Consider the following 24,852-nt stretch of genomic DNA (forward strand, 5'->3'; position numbering starts at 1 on the left):
TCTGCAGGTGCGCTCGGGTGCGATGGCGCCTAGTGATGACCGACCTGGGGCAGACAGGGCTCGATCCCAAGCGATTCGGCCTTGCGGACAAGGTCCGGCATCGAGCGCGCGTTCATTTTGCGCATTACCTGTCCACGGTGAACCTTGACCGTAATTTCACTCAAGTTCATCTCGGAGGCAATCTGTTTGTTCAGCAGGCCGGACAGCACAAAGGCCATCACCTCTTTCTCGCGCGGCGACAGCGATTGGTACGAGGCGCGCAGGCCGGCTAACGCCGCTTCCGCCGCGAGCCGCTCACTGTCTCTCGCCAGTGCCTGAGCAACTGCGTCAAGCATGTCCTGGTCCTTGAACGGCTTGGCAAAGAAGTCCAGCGCGCCGGCCTTCATCGCCTTCACCCCCATCTCGATGTCCCCATGACCGGTCATGAATACGACGGGAATACGCATGCCGCTATTGACGATTTCCTGGTGAAAAGCAATGCCACTTTTGCCGCGGAGTCGCACGTCGAGGATGAGGCAGCTCGGCCCCGCGGAGTGGGGAAAACGAAGAAATTCGTCAGGGGACTCGAACACTTCGACGCGCAAGCCTACAGAGCGCATAAGCGTTCCGAGGGCAAGGCGGATTGCCTTGTCATCATCGACGACGTAAATGACGGAGCCGTCGGTTACTACGGTTTCAGCCGTTATTTGGCGGGTCGGTTCAGTAGTCATCTGCGCACCTCGCGAAGCCGGAACGCGGTCGCATCGCGCTGGCATTTAATATTCTACGCGCCCGAACGTAGCAGGAACTATTGTGCGCCGCCCCAAATTCTTTCACATCGAAAGCTTGTGGGTGACGCGATTGATATCTGTCGGCGCGGTTCGCCCCGCAGCGCTTGTGAGCGCCGACTCGTCGCAAACGCGCATCGACAGAACCGATTTACACCGTCGATGACCCATGCAAGCCGCACAAATAATGCGGCTTGCACATACATAATTGTTAGTCAGTGCGGGCAGACTGAAAATGGGCTCCTGTCATTGCGCGGCTCTCGTGTCTAATAGGACTCAGCGTTAACACGGGTTTTGGTGGCCAGTGCCTGCCCCCAAAATGCGCGTGAGGACGAAGTCCCAGTCAAGGGGCTGTCACACGCGAGTAATCGCCTGCGGTAATAGTCGCGCCGGTACTACTTGAATACCGAAGACACCTTCGCGTCGACGAAGGGCACACGATGGAGACACGGTTCATGAAGGCAGTCGTTCCGACATTGCATCGAGGCTCTCAACTCACGGCTATCGCATGTCCTGCGCCCGGCGGTCTGCATGCCGCAGACCTTGTCATCGAAAAGCATGGCCTCGCGCCGAAGGCCTTCGCTGCGCTGGATTATTTCTTCGAAGACGAGCAGGCGTTGAAGTGCGTCCCCCCGGGGACGCATCTGGGTTGACATGAGAACGCGAGCCCCCGTCAGGCTCGATCATCATAATTCGCACAGTTTACCAACGGAGACCCGCATGCGCGATGTGCCACATATTGAAACGTCCTCCTACGTCCTTGGTCAGGAAACGCTGCGCTTCCTCGCGCGCGACGCCCGGAATTCCGGCGCCGCCCTTGTTTATTGGGAGGGGGTGACAGAACCATCGCGCGAACCCAGCTTTTTCGACGCCATGCAAAAGTTCGGTCCGCTGATGCAGCTGGTTCTGCCCGACGAACGCCCGGGTGTTTTCGTGAAGCGGAGTGCGGTTCACACAGTCCAGGATTGCGGAGTTGTGAAACGGCTCGTATTCAAGGACGGTTCATCGCTCGATGTTCGATATGCCGGCCCGTGCAGCGACCTCTACAACGAATAAACGCCAGGGTCATGCGAGCGAACGCGATCGCATGCACGCCCGCGGCCGGTCGACAGACTCGATGAGGCACCCCACGTCAAGCCTGATTCGTTGAAACCCGTGACGCGCCGGGGGACGCCGGCTCATTCAGACTACCCCAATGAGGCAACGCGTGAACGATCTCCTCGCGCGTCAACCGGGGATACACGAATCATCCGAGCCCATTGGCATCCCGCCATATTCACCAATCTGGCCCAATTCAAGTCGAATTCTATTGACCACCTGGATCAGCTTCGGGCGAACTTCCTCGAACAGCCGCTCGGCAGGGAAGTCTTGCGTCGCCCCACCAGCGTTGACCACCATGAGTGGCAGTCCCCTGCCTGGGTTAAAAGGCATGGCGATTCCACTCACGCCCTTGAGCCATTCGTCCACGGACGAGCAGCACCCCGTATCCGCGTACTCTTGCAGTGCCCGTTCGACTCCCTGCTTGACGGCAGGCCACGAGCCTTCGTCGAAAGCGCGAATCCGTTCCATCAGTTCCGCGCGCTCACCGGCCGGAATGGCGGCGAGATAAGCACGGCCCATGGATGTCGTACCCAGCGGTATGCGTGCGCCGACGTCCATATTGAGTGTCACGACGGAGTCGTCGCGACAGCACTCCAGATGCAACATTGCCATCCTGTCGCGTGTGGCAAGCGCGACCATCGCTCCAACCTCTTCTGCGAGGCTCTGCATCAGCGGGCGTGCCACCTGGCGCACGTCGAGCTTCACCAACATTGCGCTGCCGAGTGCGACAGCCGCTGCGCCAAGGCGGTATTTGCCGGTCTCCGGAACCACATATAAATAGCCGAGCCTGGTAAGCGTGTACGTCAGGCGCGTGATGGTCGATCTCGGCAAACGGCAGCGCTCCGCGATCTCATGATTCGCGAGAAACATATCACCACTGCGAAAGCAGCGAAGTACGTCCAACCCTCGCGCGAGCGCGATTACAAAGTGCCGGTCGCCATCCCCGTCCGCTAATACGTCGTTGTCGGAGGCCTCCGTTTCGACCATGCGTTTCTCGGTGGAGGCGGTCTGCGCGTTCAAAGCCATAAAATCCTCCGAATGAACAAAGCCAATATTTGAGAAGCCCCCTGCGGCAAGCCCACTCGGCCCATGCCGGTAGCAAGCGAGGGTAAATCGTCAACTCCTGTTCAGTGGATCCCCGCCGCCGCCTTGCTGCCACTTCTCCAATCCCGGGCGGAAAATAGCATACCGCTGGCTGCGACGGGTCAAAATCACCCCGACCGGTGTTCTCTAATTCACTCGCCCAGGAGCGACCCGCCGCTCCTCGCCGCCCTTTGCCGCCAACTCCACAGCCAGATCCTTGAGCGCATTTTTCAGGATCTTTCCCGTTGGCGCGGACGGCAGTTGCGCCATGAAGTGGATCTCCGCGGGAATCTTGTAAGGAGACAATCGCTCCCTCAAATGGACCTTGATCTCGTCTGCGGTAATCGTCGCGCCCGGATCAGCTTCGACGAACGCTATAACTTCTTCGTTATCCTCAACTACCCTGCCAACCACGGCGGACTGAATCACCAAGGGATGGGTATTCAGAGCCTGCTCGACTTCTACCGGGTAAACGTTGAATCCTGACCGAATGATCAAGTCCTTGGTCCGGCCCATAATGAAAACCGCGCCGTCCGGCTCTTGCCGCCCAAGGTCCGCGGTATTGAACCAGCCATCTGCATTGACGGTCTCCCGAGTCAGTGCTTCGTCCCGGTAATATCCCAACATGAGATTCGGGCCGCGCACCCAAATCAAGCCCACATCGCCAGGCGCCACGTCCGCTCCATGCCTGTCGACGATACGAAGATCGACGCCAGGCACCGGGACTCCGACTGAGCAGTCTTGCCGGGGATCTGAAAGCACCGTCTGCGTCACGGTCGGAGCCATTTCGGTCAACCCATAATTATTCTGCAAGACCATACCAAACGCCCGCTCCACGTCTTCTTTCAGCTTGGGCGTCAACGGCGAACCTGCTACGCCTATCGTGCGCAGACTATGCCCGCTGATATCGGTACCTGTGCTGCGACACCAGTCGAGCAGTTTTGCGAACATAACGGGAACCCCAAAAAGCATCGTTATGCGCTCTTCGAGAATTGCCTTGGCGAGCGTCTCCGGGGCAAACCGATCGTCAAGCAGCAAGGTGGTTCCACACGCCAGCGAGCCGACCAGGTTGCCGGACAACCCCATGATGTGCGCCATCGGCAGCACGCCATAGACCTTGTCCTCCGGGCTCAAGCGGCGCACGGTTCGAATCACCTGCGCGATGTGGAGCATGTTGGCGTGGCTGAGCATGACCGCCTTCGGTTGCCCAGAGGTGCCTGACGTATAAATCATGACCGCCGTTTGCTTCCTCGGATCTTCGCTGGTCGGCTCCGCGACAGCCTGCTCATTGAGCGGTCCGACCGACAGCTCGCCGATGCCGGGCCATGATTCCGAAACAGCACCGTGACGATGAGCATGCGCGTCCGCATCCCGTCCAACGCCATGGGTATAGAACGCCCGCCTCGCACCCGAATGATCGAGGAAACTGTCGATCTCGCGCGCTGAGAGACGGGCATTGACAACCACAGCCCAGGCATCAAGCGCACTCAGCGCAAGGACCAGAACGCCCACGGCCACGCAGTTCTCTGCAACGACCAGCACCCGGTCGCCTGGGCGAATTCCTAACGAAACCAGACGCTCGCTCACACGGCGGATCGAGACATCGAGTTCGCCGTATGTCTGGCGGTGCCGCTTGTCTTGCAAGGCAATGCCATTGGGTAGCTGGCTTACCCACGGTTCAATAATCTGATGGATGCGCGAGTATTCCGCGATCAACTGCCTGGCCTCTTCCATAGACACATCGTCTCCACGTTGGTATTGCCAGCCGGCATGGCACCGGCATGGCTGGGGGCTCGAATTCGGTTCATGCTACTGCTGTGCAGAACGGCCAGCAAGCGCACTTTCACTTCTCGGGGTTTTCCATAGGACGAACGTAAGGGCCACTTAGCAACCTTGACAGCGCATAAATCGCAAGCTTAGACTGAATTGCAGTTTTTAATTCCGCTATGCAGTTTTCAACGTGACCACATAAAGTATTCGACTTATTCGGCGTGCCCATCGGTGCTTTTCAGGCGCTGCCGCATCGCATGGTTCAGTTGGCCCTCGAGATCGAACAATCGAGGTCCGCCGTGATCAATCCGGCGGCTGCGAAGTACACAATCGGACGAATCGGCACGCTGGTCGCGGAGGAAGGCATTCAACTGCATGGCGGAATTGGCATGACGCGCGAACTGCCACTTTCGCACTTCGCAAAGCGGTTGATCATGATCGACCATCAACTTGGCGATCAAGTTCACCACCTCAAACGCTACATGTTCATGAAGAGAACGAAATGACGGACAAGAAAGCAATACTGGTCATTGGCGCGGGTGACGCCACCGGAAGTGCCATCGCTCGCAGATTCGCCCGCGAGGGCTATATCGCCTGTATGACGCGCCGCAATGTCGACAAACTCGCGCCGGTAGTGGAAGAGATCAAGGCAGCGGGGGGCGACGCGTACGCATTCGGCACTGACGCCCGCAAGGAAGAGGAAATGGTCTCGCTCATCGAACAAATCGAGCGCGACATTGCCCCGATCGAAGTCGCCGTCTTCAACATCGGCGCGAACGTCCAGTTCAGCATTACCGAGACCACCGCTCGCGTGTACTTCAAAGTGTGGGAGATGGCTTGCTTCGGCGGATTTCTCATGGGTCGCGAAGTCGCGAAGGCGATGTTGCCGCGCGGACGTGGGACGATCATCTTCACTGGCGCCACCGCAAGCTTGCGCGGCCGCTCCGGTTATGCCGCGTTCTCGGGCGCCAAGCACGGACTCCGGGCACTCGCGCAGAGCATGGCCCGCGAGCTGTGGCCAAAGGGCATCCATGTTGCGCATCCGATCATCGACGGCGCCATCGACACCGACTTCATCCGGACCACCTTTCCGCAGCGTTATGCCCTCAAGGAGCAGGACGGCATCGTGGATCCGAACTCCATCGCCGACGCCTACTACCAGATTCACCTGCAACCTCGCAACGCCTGGACGCACGAGACCGAACTTCGCCCCTGGATGGAGGCATGGTAACCATGACGACGGAAATTGTTGACGTACTCGAAAACGGCATCCTGACGCTCGGATTCAATCGCCCATCGCACAAGAATGCAATAATGGAAGCGATGTATACGCGTCTTGCCGAGGTGTTCAACGATGCGAACGAGCGTGACGATGTGCGGGTTGTCGTGCTGCATGGAAGCGAGACCGCTTTCTGAGATTTCCAGGCGTCACCGCCAATCCCCAAACAATCGACGGCTTGCCAGCAATCCAAAGGAAGATTCATGACATCGCTTTCCGTGCAGTTCCTGTTCGACTTTGGCAGCCCGAATGCGTACTTCTGCCATAAAGTCATTCCAGACATCGCCGCCCGCACGGGCGTCGAATTCGAATACGTGCCGATTCTATTAGGCGGCCTGTTCAAGTTTACCGGCAATCGCTCTCCGGCCGAAGCCTTCGCAGGCATTCCGAACAAACTTGCCTACGAGAAGCTGGAGACGCAGCGCTTCATTGCAAAATACAAAATAGACAGCTTTCGCTCGAATCCATTCTGGCCGATCAACACGTTGCAAATCATGCGAGGAGCAGTGGCGGCACAACGTCAAGGATGCTTCACGCGTTACATTAACGCGGTCTACGCTCACGTGTGGGAACAGCAGCGAAACATGGAGGATCCCGAGGTTATCGTTCGATCCCTTCAGGAAGCCGGCCTCGACGGGCACGCAATCTACGAAGGCACGAAAGATCCCGAGGTGAAAGCCACGTTGATGGCAAACACTCAAGCCGCTTTCGAGCGCGGAGCCTTCGGTTCACCGACGTTCTTTGTTGGCGACCAGATCTTCTTCGGAAAAGACCGATTGCGCGAAGTCGAGGAAGAGATCGTTCGAGTCTCCGGGCTGAAATAGCCCTATTTGGCGCCGGGGTCCCACCCACCGTCGACGACGTTGGGCTCCCCGTTCACAACAACGTCAAAAACGCGACCGTAGCAGCGACAGAACGCGACACTCGCCTCGTCATGAACTGACCTCTAAAAGTTGCCGCTCCAAAGAAGCGGCAACGCATTCACGCAACGCACAAAGTCACTTCACCCAGCTATCCACACGGTCCCCATGCGCACTGATCCACGCATCGGCAGCGGCCGTCGGCTTCTCGCCGTTTTGCGTCGCAAGCATCACACTGTCGATCTCGCCCGGTTTCCATTGAAACTTCTTGAGGAACGCAACGACCGTCGGCGCTTTCGTCTCCAGTTCAGGATTGACGACGCTATCCACGTGCTCCGCTTCGCCGAACACCTTCTTCGGATCGTCGAGGAATTTGAGCTTGTACTTCGCGAACATCCAATGCGGCTTCCAGCCGGTCACGATGATCGGTTTGCTAGCCGCTTCCGAACGCGCCAGTTCCGCGGTCATCGCGCTGCCCGAGCTCGGCATCAGCTGATAATCCAGCCCGTATGCCTTGATCGCTTCGCTGGTTTTCTGCATTACGCCCGCGCCGGCATCGATACCGACAATACGCGAGCTGAATTCGGTCTTCTTCGCTTCGAGATCGCCGACGCTTTTCACGTCAGCGTTATCGGGCACGATCAGACCGATCTTCGCATCGTTGAAGTTGGGACCCAGGTCGACGACTTTATCCTTGAAGTTGTTCCAGTACGCGCCATGCGTGACCGGCAGCCATGCGGACAGCGTCGCGTCGAGGTCGCCGCGCGCCACCCCTTGCCACATCACACCGGCCGCCACCGGCACGAGCTGCACCTGATAGCCGAGGCGCTTTTCGATCACGCGCGCGGCCACGTTCGACGTCGCCACACTGTCGTCCCAACCCTCCACATAGCCGATCTTGATGGTCGGTCTGGTATCGGCCGACACACTCACGCTGCTTGCCGCCAGCGCCGCGCTTAACGCGCTCAACATCAGTATCTTTTTGACCAGTCTCATCGCCGCTCTCCCGTTCGTCATCCAAACTACCCATTGAGCATTTAGAATCGCCAACCAGAATTGCCAGGTAGCGTCGTTTTCCGACATCCAGTTGTCCGCAGGCGACCTCGACTGCGAATCCGGGTCCCGTTCCTGTCTTACTTATCGACGACGAGATCGCTCAACGGCTTGCTGCAGCACAGCAGCACCATGCCCTGATCGATTTCGCGCTGACGAATTCCGCCAGCGTGTTTCATGGCCACTTCGCCGGACACCAGCTTCACCTTGCAGGTGCCGCACATGCCCTGCGTACACGAGGCCGGGAGCCGCACACCGGCCTTCTTCGCCGCGTCGAGGACATGCTGGCCGCTGCCGCATTCGATCTCGCGATTGCTTTTGGCGAAGCTCACCTTGAACGTCGTTTCCGTCTCGAGGGGCACCTGCGCGGGTGTGAATCCAGCCGCCTGTTCACGCGCTTCGACAAAGCGCTCCGCGGTGGCGGTCGGCGCCTGCAATGCATCGGCGACATGCGCGGTGGTCAATTGTGCGGCCACCTCGCTGACCGTCTCGAACGAGAAGCTTTCCTCGTGATAATGGCTGCGATCGAAGCCGCCTTCAGCCAGCAAATTTCTGACTGCCTGCATGTAGGGCTCGGGGCCGCAAGTGAAAATCTCGCGATCCAGAAAATCCGGCGCGATGAGCTTTAGCAAGGGCAAAGTCAGAAAGCCGGTGACGCCAGGCCAATTGGTCCGCGCGCCAAGCCGTTCACAGACGAACGCCGTGCGGAAATTGGCCTGATTCGATGCAATCAGATCGAGTTCGCGCGCGAAGATGATGTCGTCCGGCGTGCGAGCGCTGTGCACGAATACGATGTCGCTATCTTCGCCGAGTTCGTGATGCGCTCGGCTCATCGACATCAGTGGCGTAATGCCCGACCCTGCCGACAAAAACAGAAACTTACGCGCCGGATGCCTGGCGCAGGTGAACTCGCCGGACGGCCCCAGCACACGAACCTCCATGCCCGCGTGCAGATTGTCGTGCAGCCAGTTCGACACCTTGCCGCCAGGCACGCGCTTCACGGTGATGGAGACGGTGTGCGGACGCGTGGGGGGCGAAGAAATCGTATAACAGCGGTTCACCGCCTCGCCGTCGATCTCCAGCTCCAGCGTAATGAATTGCCCCGGTTCGAACACGAACGCCCGCTCGGAAGGCGCACGAAAGAAAAAGCTCTTGACGTCGTGAGTTTCCTGGCGGACCTGGCAGCACACCAGCGTGTCGTCGGTATCGCTGTTCCAGCGCGCCGGCAAGGTCTCCCAGAACCGCGGCTGCGTCACTCGGCTTGAAGTCTCACGGTGTGAAGTCTCGGGGTTCGGAGCCGGCTCGGGGCTGAGCTGAAGCGTCGCCTGATCGCGCATCATTATTTTCTCCCGCTCCTGGTCGCGGTATCGCGCTCAGCGCATGAAAGACACGACTTTTTCGCCGTGCGAAACCGGCGCATCGCCGGCATCATGGGTTTGGGGCGCATTGCTGTATTCCGCAATACGGCCGATGTACCACTCGCAGAACTTCTCGACGAGGCCTTCGGTGAACGGCGAATACGGACCCGGCTCGTAGGCGCTGCTGGTTGCGCCGCGTTGCGAGTATTCCACGAGCGCACGGTCCTGGTCATTGGTGGCGCGCCACACGGCCGTGAGATTGTTCACGTCGTAGTCGATGCCTTCGCGTGCATCCTTATGGACGAGCCACTTGGTGCGCACCAGCGTTTTTCCCGCCGACAATGGAATCACCGAAAAGCTGACGATATGGTCGCTCATGAAGTGATGCCACGAGTTCGGCTGCGTCCAGAACGAGAGGCCGCCGAGATCGGCCTGTGCGAAACCGCCGAGCAATTTCTTCGACGCCACCTTCGCGTCCATGGTCTGCGATTCGCCGTCGCGATCGAGCGGCAGGCGTTGCGTGCGGAAACCCGTGACCCGATCGGCCAGATGGTCGATTTCCGCCGACGGCAGTTTCATCGCCTCCCATTGCGCGGTACGGCGAGCCACGGTCTCTTCGAACGCGGCCATGCCTTCTTCGTTGGCAGGCGTGCGTTGATAGCCAAAGCCATATTCGTAAAGCGAAATCGTCAGCTCGGGATGGTTCGCGACACAGTGATAGCACTCGCGATTGTTCTCCATCGTGAGCTTCCAGTTACCCTCTTCGATGATGTCGATCGACGCCGCGACCTTGCAACCGGCGAGATCGTGCGGCAACAGATACGGTTCCATCGCGGCGCGCACCGCGGCGAAGTCGGCAGGCGGTTCATCCGCGAGACAGACGAAGATCAGGCCGGCGAGGTTCTCGAGGTGCACCGCTTTCAGGCTGTGCTTGCAACGGTCGAACTGGTCGCCCATGTGCTCGGCGAACATCAGATCGCCGTTCAGGTTGTAGGTCCAGCTGTGATACGGACAGACGATATTGCCGAGCGAACCTTTGTCCGTATTGCACAAACGCGCGCCACGATGGCGGCAAACGTTATGGAACGCCCGCACCTGCATGTCGTCGTCGCGCACGATCAGAATCGAATCGTTGCCGATTTCAACGGTGATGTAGTCGCCCGGTTCCGGTACATCCGGTTCCACTGCGACCTGAATCCAGTGCTTGCGGAAAATCGCCTCCATGTCGAGCGCGAAAATTTCCTCGCCCGTATAGAACGGCGCTTCCAGAGTGTGATTCCTTTTGCGGCGTTCGATCATTGCGCGAACGTCTGCCGAAACTTTCATGGTGTGCTCCGTTGCATGTCACGTCTGGCGCTGCGCCAGGCCCTCCTGGTCGCATGCTGGCCCGAACCGGAAATCAGTAATCCACGAGTTGATGCTCGCGCAAATACGCAAGGATCACTTGTGCTTTTTCGACGGAACTCCCTTCAATTACGACGCTCCCGCCGCGGCTTTCGGTCGTCGTCGCCGAGAGCATGCGGGCATGGCCGGAGCGCTTTTCGGCGGCGGCGAGGCGCACCGGTTTGGCGGTCGCGGGATGGGTCGTCCAGGCGAGGTCGTCGGGGTTGGCTGCGTGCGAGCTTCCGGCGCCCGGGCTTCCGGCATTCGGGTTCCCGGCATTCGGGTTCCCGGCATTCGGGTTCCCGGCATTCGGGTTCCCGGCATTCGGGTTCCCGGCATTCGGGCTCCCAGGCGTTTTTGTCGCGACCTGGCGGATCGTGCTGATCGTGCCTTCCCGCAGCCTTGCATAGGCGTAGCTCGGCGCCGTGTTGGCCATTGGATGCACCGCGATCAAAGCCGGCAACTGCACTTCGACGCGCCGGCGCAAACCCTTCGGCATGAATTGCCGGACTTCGGCGCAGCCGTTGCGCAGCGTCAGATCAACTGCCGCGCCGACCAAAGGCATATCCAGCGCATTGGCGACGCGATACGGCAGCATGCCGCTATCGAATGCGCCTTCGGCGCGGGTGCCGGTCAATACAAGGTCATAACCGCGCAGACGTGCGGCGAGCGGCGCTATCGCATCGCCTTGCAATTCAGGCGTTGCGGGCACTTCCAGCACCTCGACAGCACGCGCGCCGAGCGCAAGATACTCCTTCAGCGCCGGGTTCGACGGATCGCCCGCATGCAACACGTCGAGCGTCGCGCCGTGAGTTTTTGCGAGCGAAAGCGCTATCGTCAGCGCGGCGGCGTCGTTACGGCTGTAACGCGCGGTGCCGCTGACCGGGTGCCGCCCCACGGAAACCAGTACGGCGATCTTCATGCGAGCGCTCCTTCCGCAACCACCGTTGAATTCAATAGCGCGGCGCCAGCGCCGCGTGCCGTGCGCGCAACCGCCGCGGCTTCGTTCAGCGCCGCGATGGTCTCCTGCGCATCGGCGATGACGGTCAGATTCGCGCGTTTGGCGATTGGCGCGCTGGCGTCGAGATTCACGGCGATCACGTGCCGGCAATCCTTGATGCCCTGCAGATGCTGAACCGCACCGGAAATGCCGAACGCGATATAGACACTCGCCTCGACAGTCTTGCCGGTGGCGCCAATCTGCTTGTCACGGGTGAACTTGCCGTCGTCCACCGCGACGCGGCTTGCACCGATCGCGGCGCCTAACGTGTCTGCCAGACGCTCGAACGCGGGGACATCGCTGACGCCATTGCCTGCCGAGACGATGAAATCCGCCTCCTCGAGCGCGAGCTGGGCAGCGTCGATTTCCTCGATGCCAAGATCGCGCACGATGCTTTTGGATGACACCGGTACGCCATCGAAACGCCACACCACTCGCTCGCCCGCGCCGACAAACGGCAGCTTCGGATCAGCCGCATTCTGTGCAAGCAAAACGACCTCGGGTAATGCACGCACGGCGAACGCCGTATTCGTCTGGATATAGGCCGCAACATGTGCCGCGTCAATTTCAACGACGTGCGTCGCGACGCTCGCGTTAGCGGCTGCCGCATAACGGCGGCCGAGGTCACCGTCGCCGGTGGCGTTGTCGGGCAGGAAAATGTGCGCCGGCGCATAGGCTGCGACGCACGCGGCCAATGCATTCAATTCGTCCAGCGGCGCGAAGGCGCGGCGGTCGAACATCGGCAACTCGATCAGCTTGTCGGCGCCGAGTGCGGCGGCGTCGCCGGTGAACTCGCCGAATACGAGGAGTACGACTTCGGTTGTCGCGTCCGCGATCAGCGCGGCGGCGGCCAGGGTCTGGCGCGCGTGATCGTCCAGCGCGCCGCGGTCCGTGTGAGCGGCCACCAGCAGCACACGCTGCGCCGCGGCCGTCGTGCGGCGCGGTTTCGCGTGCTCGCGATGCGCGGACGCCGTGGCGCCGTGCGCCGCGAATTCCATCGAGTCTGCGACGCCCGTCATGCCGAGCGTGATGCGCTTGAGCCCGTCGACCGTGATCGTGAACGGCCGGCGCGGGTCGATTCGTTTGAGAGTGTTCATCGCGTTACTCCAGCGCCGCGGCAACCAGTTCGGCGACGTCCAGCACTTCCGGGCGCGGGCCGACCACGCCTTCGAGCATCGCCGTGCAATTCGGGCAAGCCACCGCAACGATCTCGGCGCCGATCGTGCGGGCGTCGTCGATACGGATGTCAGGAATGCGTTTTTTTCCGGGGATGTCAGTCAACGGCGCACCGCCGCCACCGCCGCAACAACGTCCGCGCATACCGTTGCGTTCCATTTCGACCACCTTGATGCCGATGGTTTTCAGCAAACGGCGCGGCGCTTCCGTCTCACCGTTATAGCGGCCCAGATAGCACGGATCGTGATACGTGATCTTGCGGTCCGCAAACGCGGCGACCGCCTTCGGCGACAGCTTGCCGCTCGATACCAGTTCTTCGATCAGTGCCGTGTGATGCTGTACCTCGTAGAAACCGCCGAGTGCGCGATATTCGTTGCGCAGGCTGTGCAATACGTGCGGATCGGCGGTAACGATCTTGCGGAACGCGTACTGCGACAGCGTGCCGATCAGCCGTTGCGCGAGTTGCTGGAAGGTCGCCTCGTCGCCGAGACGCCGCGCCGTGTCGCCAGTATCGGTTTCGACGCCACCGAGCACCGCGTAGTCGATTCCCGCCCGATTCAGCACCTTGACCAACGCACGCAGCGTGCGTTGATAGCGCATGTCGAACGCGCCTTCGCCGGCGATCAACAGCACGTCCACCGGACGTCCCGGTTGCGCCACCTGCACTTGCAGATCGACCGCCCAGTCGTAACGCGCACCGATGTCGTAACCGTTCGAACTGCCGGTCTCCCGCAGATTCGCGAGCGTGATCGGACCTTTGCCCGGTACGCTGCCTTCGACCAAGGTCTGGTTGCGGCGCATATCCACGATCGCGTCGACGTGCTCGATCAGCATCGGGCATTCCTGCACGCAAGCGCGGCAGGTGGTGCAGGACCACAGCGTGTCCGCTTCGATCAGGCTCGACACGAGCGGCTTGCCCGGCGCGCCGCCGTGTTTGCCGACCGGAATGCCAGGCGTCGGGCTGCCGGCATAAGCCTCGTCCGTGCCACCGACCATGCCCGTGACGAGATCCTGAATCAGCTTCTTTGGATTGAGCGGCTGCCCGGCGGCAAACGCGGGGCACGCCGCTTCGCACTTGCCGCACTGCACGCAGGCGTCGAAGCTCAGCAACTGGTTCCAGCGAAACTCGACCGGCTTGCCGACGCCGTATTCCTTCGCGTCGAGCAGCGGCGCTTTCAGCGCGGTCGGCGGCACGACATCGTTATCGTTGCGCTCGGCAAAGCGCTCCTGACGTGGATGAAACGCGAGATGCAGCAGACCGGCGAGCGCATGCTTCATCGGACCACCACGTGCCGCGCCGAACGTCATCGTGAATGCGCCGACTGCGATCAGCAGTGCGACGATAATCGCCAGCGCACCCGACATCGCCGCAGCCGGCAGCGCGATGAACAGCGCCAGCCCGAGCGCAAACGACCCAAGCAGCAGCGGCAGATGATCCCAAGGCCCACGCGAGAGCCGCGCCGGCACGGCCTTCGCACCATGCCGCCGACGCCACACGAACACTGCGCCGACCAGCATCACCAGCGCTGCCAGGAAGATCAGCTTGTCGAGCCACGGCGAGTAGATCGCGAGGCCATAGTTGACGAACACCAGCGCCATCGCGAGGATCGCACCGCCCGCCGTCGCCACGTGCGTCTTCGCAATGTAAGGGTCACGCGCAACCACATGGTGCAGGTCGACGAAATAGCGCTTTGGAATCGCCAGCAGATTGGTCCAGCCGTACGCACCCGCCGCCGTGGCGCGGCCTTCGCGCCAGTATGCAGCGCGCCTGGCGAGCGCGAACGCTAGACCCGCCACCGACAACCACAGCAGGACGGTGATGACAAACACGGGGCTCATCGTCAGAAATCCTTGCAAAGGCGCAGCGCGTCATAGATCGCGCCGTGAATGTTGTGCATGGAAATGCAGTCGCCGACGCGGAACAGCAGGAAACGGCCGTTACCGAGTTCCTCGCTGAGCGACGGTTGGGGCTCGGACGCGAAGAGCTTATGCACGTCCACCTGGCCGCGATTCACCGACTCGGGCTTGAGCGTCCAGTAGAGCTGGTCGTTCGGCGTGCTGCCGTTCTCGATCACCACCTGATCGACCGCACGCTCTTCCTGCTCTTCCGTGTACTCGTTGCGGATCACGGCGATCTTCTTGCCGTCTTCCTCATAGACCTTGTCGAGCCAGTAATTCGGCGTGTGAATCACGCCTTGCGCGTAGAGGCGGCGATAGAAAATCGGGAACGTGGTGCCGCCCACGTCGTCGGCAACCTTCACGTCAGGCGTCACGATCTCGACGTTCGAGCCGCGGCTCGACATGAAATCCGCGACACCCGCGCCGGCGTGCGTGCTGACGCCGTCGTAAACCAGCACGTTCTTGCCAGGCTCGACCTTGCCCGACAGCACATCCCATGAACTCACGGCGAGCCCTTCTTCGACGCCCCACGCCGCGACCTGCGACGTGAACGACGAACCGCCCGTGGCCAGCACGACGATGTCCGGCTTCTCGGCCATGATGGTTGTTTCGTCGGCGGCGACACCGAGACGTCGATCGACACCGAGGCGCTTCGTCTCCATATCGAACCAGCGGACGATGCCCGCCATCTGCTCGCGCTGCGGCGCTTTCGCGGCCAGCATGATCTGACCGCCGACGTATTCGTTCTTCTCGAACAGCACCACGTCATGACCGCGCAACTTCGCCACCCGCGCCGCCTCCAGTCCAGCAGGACCCGCGCCGACCACGACCACCTTGCGCTTGGGCCCACGCGTCTTCGCGATCACATGCGGCATGGTTTCTTCACGCGACGTCGCAGCGTTCTGCACGCACAGCACGTCCAGCCCGTTGTACTGGCGGTCGATGCAATAGTTCGCGCCGACGCATTGCTTGATCTCGTCCTCGCGGCCGTCGCGGATCTTGATGACCATATGCGGATCGGCAATCTGCGCGCGCGTCATGCCGACCAGATCGACCATGCCGCTCGCGAGCAGGCGCTCGGCCTGACCCGCATCGCGGATGCTTTGCGCATGCATCACCGGGAGCTTCACCACCGACTTGATCCCGGCCGCGAGATGCACGAACGGTTCGGGCGGCAGCGCCATGGGCGGCATGCAGTTCGCCAGCGTGTTGTGCGTATCCGCGCCGGAACCGATCACGCCGAGGTAGTCGATCAGGCCGGTTTCGCTCATCGCCTGGGCGATCTCTTTCAGTTGTTCGTGATCGAGACCGTCTTCATGGAATTCGTCGCCACACATGCGCAGACCGATACAGAAGTCCGCGCCCACCGCTTCGCGCACGGCCTTCAACACTTCCGTACCGAAACGCAGACGGTTTTCGAGCGAGCCGCCCCACTCGTCGCTGCGGAAATTCGTACGCGGACTCCAGAACTGATCGATCAGATGCTGGTGGGCCGCCGAAATCTCGATGCCGTCCATCCCGGCATCCTTCACACGCTTCGCGGCCGCGGCAAAGTCCGAAATGATGCGGCGAATCTCTTCCACTTCAATGATCTTCGCATTGCCGCGGTGCACCGGCTCACGCACGCCCGACGGCGACATCAGATGCGGCCAATGCTCGCCATGAAATGCCGAGCGCCGGCCCATATGCGTAGCCTGAATCATGATCTTCGCGCCGTGCCGATGCATCGCTTCGGCGAGCCGCGCGAGCGGATCGATGATCTTGTCGGTGGAGAGATTCACCGACTTCCACCAGCCCTGCGGGCTGTCGATCGACACCGGGCTCGAACCGCCGCACACGGCGAGGCCGACTCCGCCCTTGGCCTTCTCTTCGTAGTAACGGATATAACGGTCGCCGGGCAAACCACCCGGCTCCGCATACACCTCGGCGTGCGCGGTGCTGACAATGCGGTTGCGCAACGTCAGTTTGTTCAGCGTGAGAGGCTTGAAAAGGTTCGGGTAACGCATCGCGATCGACCTCGGAATTGATAGGCTGTGTGCGGCTGTGTGCGTTGCCGTTACGACGCGAGCGGCGACACTTCGAACACGCAGTGATCGTGGCCTTCAGCCGCGCAGCGCGCTTCCTGCGAATGGGACGGCGGACCCTTGCGCTGTCCATCCGGCGCGGTGTCGTTGACCCAATCCATCGCGCCCGCGAACCAGCCGGCGAACATGTAGCAAAGCTTGCCTTCCTTGCCCGGCTGCGCGAGCACGAACGAGGAATGGTGCAGTTCGATGCGCGCACGCGAGCTGGACGGATCGGCTTCCGTGATCGTGAAGATGCCCCAGCCGCGCTGCGACAGACGGTTCAGGTAATGCTCGAACACCGCCATGCCGGCAATGCCGTGCTGTTTCGCTTCCTTGTCGCACCAGAAGTACGCGGACTTGTAGCCGGCCTTGTAGAGAATCCCGGCATACGTGTCGATGCCGAGCGCTTCCTCAACGGCAGTGTGGTTGTTCGTGAAGAAATGGCGCGGTACGTAAAGCATCGGCAGCGCGTCGGTCGTCCAGACGCCGGTGTTCGGATCGACGTCGATAGGCAATTGGGGTTGCATGTGGAGGCTCCGTTTTTATCGGTTCAGTTCGGTGAATGGCGAATCAGACCTTCCAGACTTCGCCGAACACGCGTACCCAGTTTTCACCCATGATCTTCTTGATGCGCGTCTCGCTCCAGCCGGCGCGTTCCATCGCGGCCGTCAGGTTCGGAAACTCGCCAATCGTGCGAATGCCTTCCGGATTCACCACCTTGCCGAAGTTCGTCAGCTGGCGATAACGGCCCTTGTCGTGCGTGATCCAGTCGAAGAACTCGGTGCTATAGCCTTGCGTGAAGTCCGTGCCGATACCGACCTGGTCTTCACCGATCAGATTCACCACGTAGTCGATGGCTTCGATATAGTCTTCGACGGTCGCGTCCGGGCCGCGCTTGAGGAACGGCGCGAACATCGTCACGCCGACAAAACCGCCTGCGTCCGCAATCTCTTTCAGTTGCTCGTCGCTCTTGTTGCGCGGATGCTCTTTCAGCCCCGACGGGCAGCAATGCGAGTAGCACACCGGCTTGTTCGACGCCGCGATCGCTTCGGACGACGTTTTACCGCCCACATGCGAGAGGTCGACCATGATGCCGACGCGGTTCATCTCCTGAATCACTTCCCGGCCATAGCCCGACAGCCCGCCGTCGCGTTCATAGCAACCCGTGCCGACGAGATTCTGTGTGTTGTAGCAAAGCTGGACCACGTTCACGCCGAGGTCTTTGAAGGCCTCGATATAGCCGAGGTTGTCCTCGAACGCATGCGCGTTCTGGAAACCGAAAATGATGCCGGTCTTGTGCTCTTTCTTGGCGCGCAAGATGTCGTCGGTAGTACGCACGAGCGTCAGGATCTCGCTATATTCGCGGATCTGCTGCTTCATCTCGGCGATGTTGTCGACAGTCTTCTGGAAGCTTTCCCAGACCGACACCGTGCAGTTCACCGCGGTCACGCCGCCCTTGCGCATGTCTTCGAACACCGAGCGCTCGAACTTCGAAATGTTCAGACCGTCGATGATGATGCTGTTGTCGTGCAAAGTGCTCATCGTTTGCTCCAGGCGTGCTTAGTAGATGGGAAAGCGTTCGCACAGCGCGAAAATCTCGCGGCGCACGCGTTGTTCGGTTGCGGCATGGCCTTCCGGATGATCGCGCAGCGCGTCGAGCACTTCGACGATCAGCCGCCCGACTTCGCGGAATTCGCTCACACCGAAGCCGCGCGTCGTGCCCGCCGGCGTGCCGAGGCGAACGCCGGACGTGACCGTCGGCTTCTCGGTGTCGAAAGGAATGCCGTTCTTATTGCAGGTGATGCCCGCGCGTTCCAGCGCCTGCTCGACCTGATTGCCTTTGAGGCCCTTCGGACGCAGATCGACCAGCAGCAGATGGTTGTCCGTGCCGCCCGTCACCAGATCGACACCCCCTGCTTTCAGCACTTCGCCCAGCGCCTTGGCATTCGCGAGCACGTTATCGATGTAGGTCTTGAAGCCCGGTTGCAGCGCCTCGCCGAACGCTACCGCCTTGCCGGCGATCACATGCATCAGCGGGCCGCCCTGCAAGCCGGGAAATACCGCCGAGTTGATCTTTTTGGCGATGTCTTCGTCATTCGTCAGCACGAAGCCGCCGCGCGGACCGCGCAGCGTTTTGTGCGTGGTCGATGTGACAACGTGCGCGTGCTCGACCGGATTCTGGTGACGCCCCGCCGCGATAATCCCGGCGATGTGCGCCATATCCACCATCAGCTTCGCGCCCACGCCGTCGGCGATCGCGCGCAGCCGTGCGAAATCCAGCGCGCGTGGATAAGCCGAAAAGCCGGCGATCAGCAGCGCCGGTTTGTGCTGCTGCGCGAGTTCCTCGATCTGCTCGTAATCGATCAGCATCGTGTCGCGATTAACGCCGTACTGGACCGCGTTGAACCACTTGCCCGACATCGCCGGCTTGGCGCCGTGGGTCAGGTGGCCGCCCGCGTCGAGCGACATGCCGAGCACCGTGTCGCCCGGCTTCACCAGCGCGAGCATCACCGCGCCGTTTGCCTGGGCGCCGGAGTGCGGCTGCACGTTGGCGAATTTCGCGTTGAACAGCTGCCTGATCCGATCGAGGGCCAGCGTTTCGATCACGTCGGCGTATTCACATCCACCGTAATAGCGCTTGCCCGGATACCCTTCCGCGTACTTGTTGGTCAGCACCGAGCCTTGCGCTTCGAGCACCGCGCGCGACACGATGTTTTCCGACGCGATCAATTCGACTTGCGACTGCTGGCGCTCCAGCTCTTTCAAAATGGCGCCGCGCACCGCGGCATCACGCGTGGCGAGCGATTCTTCGAAGAAAGGATTCGGGTTCGACATGGAAGGTCCGTGAGGTGGTTGGCGGAGGGCCGGAAGCGGCTGCTAAGCGGGCTGCTAAGCGGGCTATGAAGCGGGCTATAAAGCGGACTGTGACGCCCTGCTGCTACCGGTCTGCATTGCGTCTATTCTTGACTCTCACCCCGCGCGCCAATTTACGAATTCAGACGCGTTCTTTGCCTTTTCCGCCATGAGCGTCCTTTTTCGACAAGTCGCGATGACAGGTTGCGAACGATCGTTAGCTAGTCATGTTCATGCTGCACTGCAGCTGATCGTTGCGCGCAGTTCGGGTGCCTGCACGATCGCCGGCGGCCCCGTTCTGGTGCCGTTCGTTTAGCTATCCGATTGTATCGATGGGCAACCGAGGGTTTAGCCGGATGGCACGGTAGTTGCCCTAGTCCTCAAAATTGCAGCAGTCGCCGCGCCCCCCGGCGACGCGACATTACAGATTCGAAGGAATCATTTCCCCCATGTCCACCGATCGCACGGCGTCGCTGTCGCATTTCGCATTCATGCCGGTTCCAAACTTCACGATGATCGCGTTCACCAACGCGATCGAAGTCCTCCGCATGGCGAACTACCTGACAGGACAAACGCTTTACCGCTGGTCGATCGTGAGCCCCGAAGGCGGACCGGTGACAGCGAGCAACGGTCTGGCGGTCGACACCGGCCCCGTCGAATGCGTCGGTCAGCCGGATATTGTGTTCGTGGTCGGCGGCATCGACGTGCAGCGCGCCACCACCGCCGCCCATCTCGTCGCCTTGCGCCGCTTCGCCCGCATGGGTAGCGTGCTCGGCAGCCTGTGTACCGGCACCTATGCGCTCGCGCGGGCCGGCTTGCTGGCCGGTTACGCGTGTGCGATTCACTGGGAGAACATGTCGGCGCTCAAGGAAGAGTTTCCCGACACGCGCTTTCTGAAAGAGCTGTTCGTGATCGATCGCGATCGCGTTACGTGCACGGGCGGCGTCGCGCCACTCGACATGATGCTCAACCTGATCGCGCCGCGTGTCGGCACGGCACGGGTCACGCAGATCGCCGAGCAGTTCATCGTCGAACATGTGCGCGATACGAGCGCACAACAAAAAATGCCGCTGGTGGCGCGGCTCGGATCGGCCAACAAGTCGCTCTTCGAAGTGATCTCGCTGATGGAGAACAACATCGAAGAGCCGCTTTCACGCGAAGAACTCGCGCGTCTCGCCGGGATGTCGCAACGGCAATTGCAACGGCTGTTCCGCGAGCATCTGGGAATGACGCCGACGCATTACTATCTGACGCTGCGCTTGCGGCGCGCCCGCGAGTTGCTGCTGCAGACCGACATGTCGATCATGCATATCACGATGGCTTGCGGCTTCCAGTCGGCTTGCCACTTCTCGAAGAGCTATCGCGACGCGTTCGGCACCGCGCCGACGCGCGAACGGCGCAAGCAGGCGCCGTCGCTGGCTCCCGTCACGCCTGTGATGGCGGCTTGAGTCGATTGCCTCGCTGACAACTTCGCCGCCTGAAAACACAACGCGTTGAACGGGAACCCGCGCAACGCGTGCGTTGTGATCACGCTGTTCAGCCTTGCGCGACAGGCTCCGAAGGGACCGCGAACGCGGTCCCTTCGCGCCTCAAGCCGCCTTCAGCAGCCCGTGCGGGTCGATCACAAACTTCTTCGGCGCGCCGCCGTCGAACTGCCGATAACCGTCCGGCGCCTCATCGAGCGATACAACCGTCACGTTGACGATGTCCGCAATCGGCAACCGGTCCCACAGGATCGCCTGCATCAGATTGTGGTTGTACTTCATTACCGGCGTCTGCCCGGTATGGAACGAGTGCGACTTGGCCCAGCCGAGACCGAAGCGGATGCTCAGGCTGCCTTTGCGGGCGGCGGCATCGGTAGCGCCCGGATCGTCCGTCACGTAGAGCCCGGGAATGCCGATCGCGCCCGCAGCCCGGGTGATTTCCATCAGCGAATTGAGCACCGTGGCCGGCGCTTCCTCATGCGAGCCGCTGCTGCCGTGGCCGTGTGCCTCGAAGCCGACGCAGTCCACGGCGCAATCCACTTCGGGTATGCCGAGAATCTGTTCGATCTGCTCGCCGAGCGTGGCGTCCTTCGACAGATCGATAGTCTGGAAACCCATCTTGCGCGCATGCGCGAGACGCGCCTCATTCATATCGCCGACGATGGTGCAGGCCGCGCCCAGCAAGCGCGCCGAAGCGGCTGCCGCCATGCCCACCGGCCCGGCCCCTGCAATGTAGACAGTAGCGCCGGGCTTCACGCCCGCCATCACCGCGCCGTGATAGCCGGTCGGCAGAATATCGGAGAGGCACGTCAGGTCGCGGATTTTCGACATCGCCTGAGCGCGGTCGGGGAATTTCAGCAGATTGAAGTCAGCGTACGGCACCATCACGTACTCAGCCTGGCCACCGATCCAGCCGCCCATGTCGACGTAGCCATACGCTCCGCCAGCCCGTGATGGATTCACATTCAGGCATACGCCAGTGTGCTGCGCCTTGCAGGTCGGGCAGCGTCCGCAAGCGACGTTGAACGGTACCGACACCAGGTCGCCGATCTTCAACGTTTCAACATCGCGGCCCACTTCGATCACCTCGCCGGTAATCTCGTGGCCCAGCACGAGGCCGACCTCGGCGGTCGTGCGGCCGCGCACCATGTGCTGATCGGAGCCGCAAATATTCGTGCTGACCACCTTCAGGATCACGCCGTGGCCAATCGACCGGCCACGCGGATCGACCATCTTCGGAAAGTCGATCGACTGCACTTCCACCTTGCCCTGCCCCAGATACACGACGCCGCGATTGCTGCTCATTTGCCTGTCTCCATGTCTTGTGAGCGGCGCGCCCGACTCGATGTGGCACGCCGTTCAACGAGCGTAGCGCCCGCTGAAACAAAGGACATGCACCGAACACGACACCGGTTTGGCAGGAACCGACAAGCAAGGTGCAACCGTATGAACGGTGACCGGCATTCGTCAATTTCGAGGTGACCTCAACAAATGGACTTTCGTGCGCCAGGCCGACACGGCAAATGGCACGGCATCCCTGCCCGCCGGTGAGCGGCGAGCGCGTGCTATCTTCACGTCATGTTCAGAGCCCAAAGACGCATTTCCCACGAGGCCCCCTTCATGCGCTTTCCACTAAGACGAGCTTTCGCATCCGTCATTTTGCTCATCGCCACGCAGCCTGTTTTCGCTCAACCCTCAAAAACCGTGCTCCTTGAGGACCTGACCTGGACCGAACTGCGCGACCAGATTCAGGGGGGCAAGACCACCATCATCATCCCCATTGGCGGAACCGAGCAAAGCGGCCCCGATGTCGCACTCGGCAAGCACAATGCACGCGTCAAGGTGCTGTCGCAGCGCATCGCCGAGGGCCTCGGCAACGCGATCGTCGCGCCGGTCATCGCCTACGTGCCGGAGGGCGGCTACGCTCCGCCGACCTCGCACATGCGCTTTCCCGGCACGATCACCGTGCCGGACGACGTGTTCGAAAAGACGCTGGAATCCGCCGCGAACAGCTTCAAGGTTCACGGCTTCACCAACATCGTCTTTCTCGGCGACCACGGCGGCTATCAGAACGATGTCAGGCGCGCCGTAGCCCAGCTCAACAAGAGCTGGGCCGGCTCGGGCGCCCGCGCATTCGTGCCGCCGGAGTACTACGGCACCAGCTCGGACGGCTACGCGCAGATCCTGCGGCAGCACGGCGTCAGCGATGCCGAGATCGGCACTCATGCGGGACTCGCGGATACCTCGCTGCTGCTGGCGGTCGCGCCGCAGATGGTACGGCTCGAGCGCCTGCGAAGCGGTCCGAAACTGGGACCCGCCGACGGCGTCTATGGCGGCGACCCGCGGCACTCGAGCATCGAACTCGGTCAACTGGGCGTTGACGCGATCGTGTCGCGGACCATCGACGACATCAAAAAAGAGACCGCAAGCCGTTAAAGCATTCAACAGACTCCTGCTTCCGTCCCCGATTCCCCCATTCACTCGATAACGGAATTCGCCATGCAATTGTGTGCTCCCCACTTTTCACGCGTTGCAACGGCCGTCGCCATCGCGCTGGCCGGTTTCTGCGCCGCCGGCGCTGCATCGGCTGCGTCGGCTGCGTCGGCTGCGTCGGCTGTCGCAACGGTGGCCGGCATGCCGCCCGTGGTGAACCCCGATAACCTGTACAGCGAAGCGGGTGCCGGCCATATGAGCCCAGCGGTCGCCAGCGCGTTGCCGCGTGTCTATGTGCCGAACCTGCGTTCGAACGACGTCTACGTGATCGATCCGGCGACGCTCAAGGTGGTCGACAGGTTTCACGTCGGCTTCAGTCCCCAGCACGTCGTCCCTGCATGGGATCTGCAGACGCTGTGGGTGGCCAACAACGCCGAAGGCCGCCCTGACGGCAGCCTGACCCCGATCGATCCGAAGACCGGCCATCCCGGCAAACCGATCATGGTCGACGATCCCTACAACATGTACTTCACGCCGGACGGCCAGGAAGCGATCGTGGTGGCGGAAGCGCACGCGCGACTGGACTTTCGCGATGCGCACACGATGGCGCTGAAATCGAGTCTCGAAGTGCCGCAGTGCAAGGGCATCAATCACGCCGATTTCTCGATCGATGGCAAGTACGCGCTCTTCACCTGCGAATTCGGCGGCAAGCTGGCCAAGATCGATCTCGTCAACCGCAAGGTCGTCGGCTACCTCGAACTCGACAGGAAGGGCATGCCACAGGACATCCGCATCTCGCCGGACGGCAAGGTATTCTATGTCGCCGACATGATGGCCGACGGCGTCCACGTGGTCGACGGCGACAGCTTCACGAAGATCGGCTTCATCAAGACCGGCGTCGGTACGCACGGCCTGTACCCGAGCCGCGACGGCACCCGGCTCTACGTGTCCAATCGCGGCTCCAATCTCGTGCACGGACCAAGACATGGCAAGGGCAGCGTGTCGGTGCTCGACTTCGCCACGCGCAAGGTCGTCGCGAACTGGCCGATTCCGGGCGGCGGCAGTCCCGACATGGGCAATGTCAGCGCGGATGGCAAGATGCTGTGGCTGTCCGGCCGCTTCGATGACGTTGTCTACGCGATCGATACGACGACCGGCTCCGTCAAATCCATTCCGGTGGGCGCGGAACCGCACGGGCTCACCGTCTGGCCGCAGCCCGGGCGTTATTCACTTGGCCACACCGGGAATATGCGTTGACGACTTCATCGATACAGCCCGTTTTTATTG

At 61.3% G+C, this 24,852-nt stretch carries 22 protein-coding genes and 1 pseudogene; 9 read left to right on the forward strand and 14 right to left on the reverse strand.

What is annotated here, in order from left to right:
* Nucleotides 1–29 precede the first annotated feature (29 nt).
* On the reverse strand, nucleotides 30–710 hold the full coding sequence (locus P3T22_RS24120; protein ID WP_063499033.1) for a response regulator transcription factor: 681 nt from the start codon (nucleotides 708–710) through the stop codon (nucleotides 30–32).
* 512 nt (nucleotides 711–1,222) lie between these two features.
* Here P3T22_RS24120 and P3T22_RS24125 point away from each other — a divergent pair.
* Nucleotides 1,223–1,420, forward strand: a complete 198-nt coding sequence (locus P3T22_RS24125) for a hypothetical protein (protein ID WP_429326352.1) — start codon at nucleotides 1,223–1,225, stop codon at nucleotides 1,418–1,420.
* A gap of 67 nt (nucleotides 1,421–1,487) precedes the next feature.
* On the forward strand, nucleotides 1,488–1,823 hold the full coding sequence (locus tag P3T22_RS24130) for a hypothetical protein (RefSeq protein WP_063499031.1): 336 nt from the start codon (nucleotides 1,488–1,490) through the stop codon (nucleotides 1,821–1,823).
* Between the two features lie 171 nt (nucleotides 1,824–1,994).
* On the opposite strand, the gene P3T22_RS24135 is transcribed toward P3T22_RS24130, so the two are convergent.
* The gene (locus tag P3T22_RS24135) at nucleotides 1,995–2,894 is read right to left on the reverse strand and encodes an IclR family transcriptional regulator (RefSeq protein ID WP_429326353.1); all 900 of its coding nucleotides are present in this window, start codon (nucleotides 2,892–2,894) and stop codon (nucleotides 1,995–1,997) included.
* 204 nt (nucleotides 2,895–3,098) lie between these two features.
* The gene (locus tag P3T22_RS24140) at nucleotides 3,099–4,685 is read right to left on the reverse strand and encodes a class I adenylate-forming enzyme family protein (protein WP_429326354.1); all 1,587 of its coding nucleotides are present in this window, start codon (nucleotides 4,683–4,685) and stop codon (nucleotides 3,099–3,101) included.
* Between the two features lie 251 nt (nucleotides 4,686–4,936).
* Between P3T22_RS24140 and P3T22_RS24145 the strand changes: the two are divergent.
* From P3T22_RS24145 to P3T22_RS24160, 4 genes and pseudogenes are all read left to right on the forward strand, one after another.
* Nucleotides 4,937–5,227, forward strand: a pseudogene (locus P3T22_RS24145) (pimeloyl-CoA dehydrogenase small subunit); the annotation flags it as partial.
* Complete coding sequence (locus P3T22_RS24150) at nucleotides 5,224–5,952, forward strand: SDR family oxidoreductase (RefSeq protein WP_063499027.1); 729 nt, start codon at nucleotides 5,224–5,226, stop codon at nucleotides 5,950–5,952. The pseudogene P3T22_RS24145 and the gene P3T22_RS24150, both read left to right, overlap by 4 nt.
* Before the next feature lie 2 nt (nucleotides 5,953–5,954).
* Nucleotides 5,955–6,137, forward strand: a complete 183-nt coding sequence (locus P3T22_RS24155; protein WP_063499026.1) for an enoyl-CoA hydratase-related protein — start codon at nucleotides 5,955–5,957, stop codon at nucleotides 6,135–6,137.
* A 66-nt stretch (nucleotides 6,138–6,203) separates the two neighbouring features.
* Nucleotides 6,204–6,824 carry a 2-hydroxychromene-2-carboxylate isomerase gene (locus tag P3T22_RS24160; RefSeq protein ID WP_429326355.1) on the forward strand — a complete coding sequence of 207 codons (621 nt, stop codon included), beginning with the start codon at nucleotides 6,204–6,206 and terminating at the stop codon, nucleotides 6,822–6,824.
* Nucleotides 6,825–6,998: 174 nt separating this feature from the next.
* On the opposite strand, the gene P3T22_RS24165 is transcribed toward P3T22_RS24160, so the two are convergent.
* The 10 genes from P3T22_RS24165 to P3T22_RS24210 form a co-directional block, all read right to left on the reverse strand.
* A complete protein-coding gene (locus tag P3T22_RS24165; protein WP_063499024.1) occupies nucleotides 6,999–7,856 on the reverse strand; it encodes a glycine betaine ABC transporter substrate-binding protein in 858 nt (285 codons plus the stop codon).
* A 137-nt stretch (nucleotides 7,857–7,993) separates the two neighbouring features.
* On the reverse strand, nucleotides 7,994–9,253 hold the full coding sequence (locus P3T22_RS24170; protein WP_429326356.1) for an FAD-binding oxidoreductase: 1,260 nt from the start codon (nucleotides 9,251–9,253) through the stop codon (nucleotides 7,994–7,996).
* Nucleotides 9,254–9,286: 33 nt separating this feature from the next.
* Nucleotides 9,287–10,597 (reverse strand): aromatic ring-hydroxylating oxygenase subunit alpha, encoded by a 1,311-nt coding sequence (locus P3T22_RS24175; RefSeq protein ID WP_429326357.1) that lies wholly within the window; start codon nucleotides 10,595–10,597, stop codon nucleotides 9,287–9,289.
* Between the two features lie 73 nt (nucleotides 10,598–10,670).
* Nucleotides 10,671–11,576: an electron transfer flavoprotein subunit beta/FixA family protein gene (locus P3T22_RS24180; protein ID WP_429326358.1), complete on the reverse strand. Its 906-nt coding sequence runs from the start codon at nucleotides 11,574–11,576 to the stop codon at nucleotides 10,671–10,673.
* Nucleotides 11,573–12,751 (reverse strand): electron transfer flavoprotein subunit alpha/FixB family protein, encoded by a 1,179-nt coding sequence (locus P3T22_RS24185; protein ID WP_429326359.1) that lies wholly within the window; start codon nucleotides 12,749–12,751, stop codon nucleotides 11,573–11,575. Before P3T22_RS24185 ends, P3T22_RS24180 begins: the two co-directional genes overlap by 4 nt.
* 4 nt (nucleotides 12,752–12,755) lie before the next feature.
* Nucleotides 12,756–14,669: a (Fe-S)-binding protein gene (locus P3T22_RS24190; RefSeq protein WP_063499019.1), complete on the reverse strand. Its 1,914-nt coding sequence runs from the start codon at nucleotides 14,667–14,669 to the stop codon at nucleotides 12,756–12,758.
* Between the two features lie 2 nt (nucleotides 14,670–14,671).
* Nucleotides 14,672–16,735: an FAD-dependent oxidoreductase gene (locus P3T22_RS24195; protein ID WP_429326360.1), complete on the reverse strand. Its 2,064-nt coding sequence runs from the start codon at nucleotides 16,733–16,735 to the stop codon at nucleotides 14,672–14,674.
* A gap of 50 nt (nucleotides 16,736–16,785) precedes the next feature.
* Complete coding sequence (locus P3T22_RS24200; RefSeq protein WP_063499017.1) at nucleotides 16,786–17,322, reverse strand: DUF5943 domain-containing protein; 537 nt, start codon at nucleotides 17,320–17,322, stop codon at nucleotides 16,786–16,788.
* Between the two features lie 43 nt (nucleotides 17,323–17,365).
* Nucleotides 17,366–18,337, reverse strand: coding sequence for a dipeptidase (locus tag P3T22_RS24205; RefSeq protein WP_063499016.1), 972 nt, complete (start codon nucleotides 18,335–18,337; stop codon nucleotides 17,366–17,368).
* An 18-nt stretch (nucleotides 18,338–18,355) separates the two neighbouring features.
* Entirely contained in the window at nucleotides 18,356–19,630 is a 1,275-nt protein-coding gene (locus P3T22_RS24210; RefSeq protein WP_429326361.1) for a serine hydroxymethyltransferase, read from the reverse strand.
* Nucleotides 19,631–20,097: 467 nt separating this feature from the next.
* Here P3T22_RS24210 and P3T22_RS24215 point away from each other — a divergent pair, with 467 nt between their 5' ends.
* Nucleotides 20,098–21,096, forward strand: coding sequence for a GlxA family transcriptional regulator (locus P3T22_RS24215; protein WP_063499014.1), 999 nt, complete (start codon nucleotides 20,098–20,100; stop codon nucleotides 21,094–21,096).
* A 141-nt stretch (nucleotides 21,097–21,237) separates the two neighbouring features.
* Here P3T22_RS24215 and fdhA read toward each other — a convergent pair whose 3' ends face one another.
* Nucleotides 21,238–22,437 carry a formaldehyde dehydrogenase, glutathione-independent gene (fdhA, locus tag P3T22_RS24220; protein WP_063499013.1) on the reverse strand — a complete coding sequence of 400 codons (1,200 nt, stop codon included), beginning with the start codon at nucleotides 22,435–22,437 and terminating at the stop codon, nucleotides 21,238–21,240.
* A 315-nt stretch (nucleotides 22,438–22,752) separates the two neighbouring features.
* Here fdhA and P3T22_RS24225 point away from each other — a divergent pair, with 315 nt between their 5' ends.
* Together P3T22_RS24225 and P3T22_RS24230 are read left to right on the forward strand one after the other, a co-directional pair.
* Nucleotides 22,753–23,568 carry a creatininase family protein gene (locus P3T22_RS24225; RefSeq protein WP_429326362.1) on the forward strand — a complete coding sequence of 272 codons (816 nt, stop codon included), beginning with the start codon at nucleotides 22,753–22,755 and terminating at the stop codon, nucleotides 23,566–23,568.
* Between the two features lie 63 nt (nucleotides 23,569–23,631).
* A complete protein-coding gene (locus tag P3T22_RS24230; RefSeq protein WP_429326363.1) occupies nucleotides 23,632–24,822 on the forward strand; it encodes a YncE family protein in 1,191 nt (396 codons plus the stop codon).
* Nucleotides 24,823–24,852: the final 30 nt, after the last annotated feature.

The sequence above is a fragment of the Paraburkholderia sp. GAS348 genome, from assembly GCF_050434205.1.
Taxonomy (GTDB): Bacteria; Pseudomonadota; Gammaproteobacteria; order Burkholderiales; family Burkholderiaceae; genus Paraburkholderia.

Excerpts from the sequence above, each read along its gene's own strand:
- P3T22_RS24120 (WP_063499033.1), bottom strand. The coding sequence starts at position 710 with ATGACTACTGAACCGACCCGCCAAATAACGGCTGAAACCGTAGTAACC.
- P3T22_RS24125 (WP_429326352.1), top strand. The coding sequence starts at position 1,223 with ATGAAGGCAGTCGTTCCGACATTGCATCGAGGCTCTCAACTCACGGCT.
- P3T22_RS24180 (WP_429326358.1), bottom strand. The coding sequence starts at position 11,576 with ATGAAGATCGCCGTACTGGTTTCCGTGGGGCGGCACCCGGTCAGCGGC.
- P3T22_RS24140 (WP_429326354.1), bottom strand. The coding sequence starts at position 4,685 with ATGGAAGAGGCCAGGCAGTTGATCGCGGAATACTCGCGCATCCATCAG.
- P3T22_RS24185 (WP_429326359.1), bottom strand. The coding sequence starts at position 12,751 with ATGAACACTCTCAAACGAATCGACCCGCGCCGGCCGTTCACGATCACG.
- P3T22_RS24135 (WP_429326353.1), bottom strand. The coding sequence starts at position 2,894 with ATGGCTTTGAACGCGCAGACCGCCTCCACCGAGAAACGCATGGTCGAA.
- P3T22_RS24155 (WP_063499026.1), top strand. The coding sequence starts at position 5,955 with ATGACGACGGAAATTGTTGACGTACTCGAAAACGGCATCCTGACGCTC.
- fdhA (WP_063499013.1), bottom strand. The coding sequence starts at position 22,437 with ATGAGCAGCAATCGCGGCGTCGTGTATCTGGGGCAGGGCAAGGTGGAA.
- P3T22_RS24215 (WP_063499014.1), top strand. The coding sequence starts at position 20,098 with ATGTCCACCGATCGCACGGCGTCGCTGTCGCATTTCGCATTCATGCCG.
- P3T22_RS24205 (WP_063499016.1), bottom strand. The coding sequence starts at position 18,337 with ATGAGCACTTTGCACGACAACAGCATCATCATCGACGGTCTGAACATT.
- P3T22_RS24170 (WP_429326356.1), bottom strand. The coding sequence starts at position 9,253 with ATGATGCGCGATCAGGCGACGCTTCAGCTCAGCCCCGAGCCGGCTCCG.
- P3T22_RS24130 (WP_063499031.1), top strand. The coding sequence starts at position 1,488 with ATGCGCGATGTGCCACATATTGAAACGTCCTCCTACGTCCTTGGTCAG.
- P3T22_RS24175 (WP_429326357.1), bottom strand. The coding sequence starts at position 10,597 with ATGAAAGTTTCGGCAGACGTTCGCGCAATGATCGAACGCCGCAAAAGG.
- P3T22_RS24230 (WP_429326363.1), top strand. The coding sequence starts at position 23,632 with ATGCAATTGTGTGCTCCCCACTTTTCACGCGTTGCAACGGCCGTCGCC.
- P3T22_RS24195 (WP_429326360.1), bottom strand. The coding sequence starts at position 16,735 with ATGCGTTACCCGAACCTTTTCAAGCCTCTCACGCTGAACAAACTGACG.
- P3T22_RS24150 (WP_063499027.1), top strand. The coding sequence starts at position 5,224 with ATGACGGACAAGAAAGCAATACTGGTCATTGGCGCGGGTGACGCCACC.
- P3T22_RS24190 (WP_063499019.1), bottom strand. The coding sequence starts at position 14,669 with ATGAGCCCCGTGTTTGTCATCACCGTCCTGCTGTGGTTGTCGGTGGCG.
- P3T22_RS24160 (WP_429326355.1), top strand. The coding sequence starts at position 6,204 with ATGACATCGCTTTCCGTGCAGTTCCTGTTCGACTTTGGCAGCCCGAAT.
- P3T22_RS24200 (WP_063499017.1), bottom strand. The coding sequence starts at position 17,322 with ATGCAACCCCAATTGCCTATCGACGTCGATCCGAACACCGGCGTCTGG.
- P3T22_RS24225 (WP_429326362.1), top strand. The coding sequence starts at position 22,753 with ATGCGCTTTCCACTAAGACGAGCTTTCGCATCCGTCATTTTGCTCATC.
- P3T22_RS24165 (WP_063499024.1), bottom strand. The coding sequence starts at position 7,856 with ATGAGACTGGTCAAAAAGATACTGATGTTGAGCGCGTTAAGCGCGGCG.
- P3T22_RS24210 (WP_429326361.1), bottom strand. The coding sequence starts at position 19,630 with ATGTCGAACCCGAATCCTTTCTTCGAAGAATCGCTCGCCACGCGTGAT.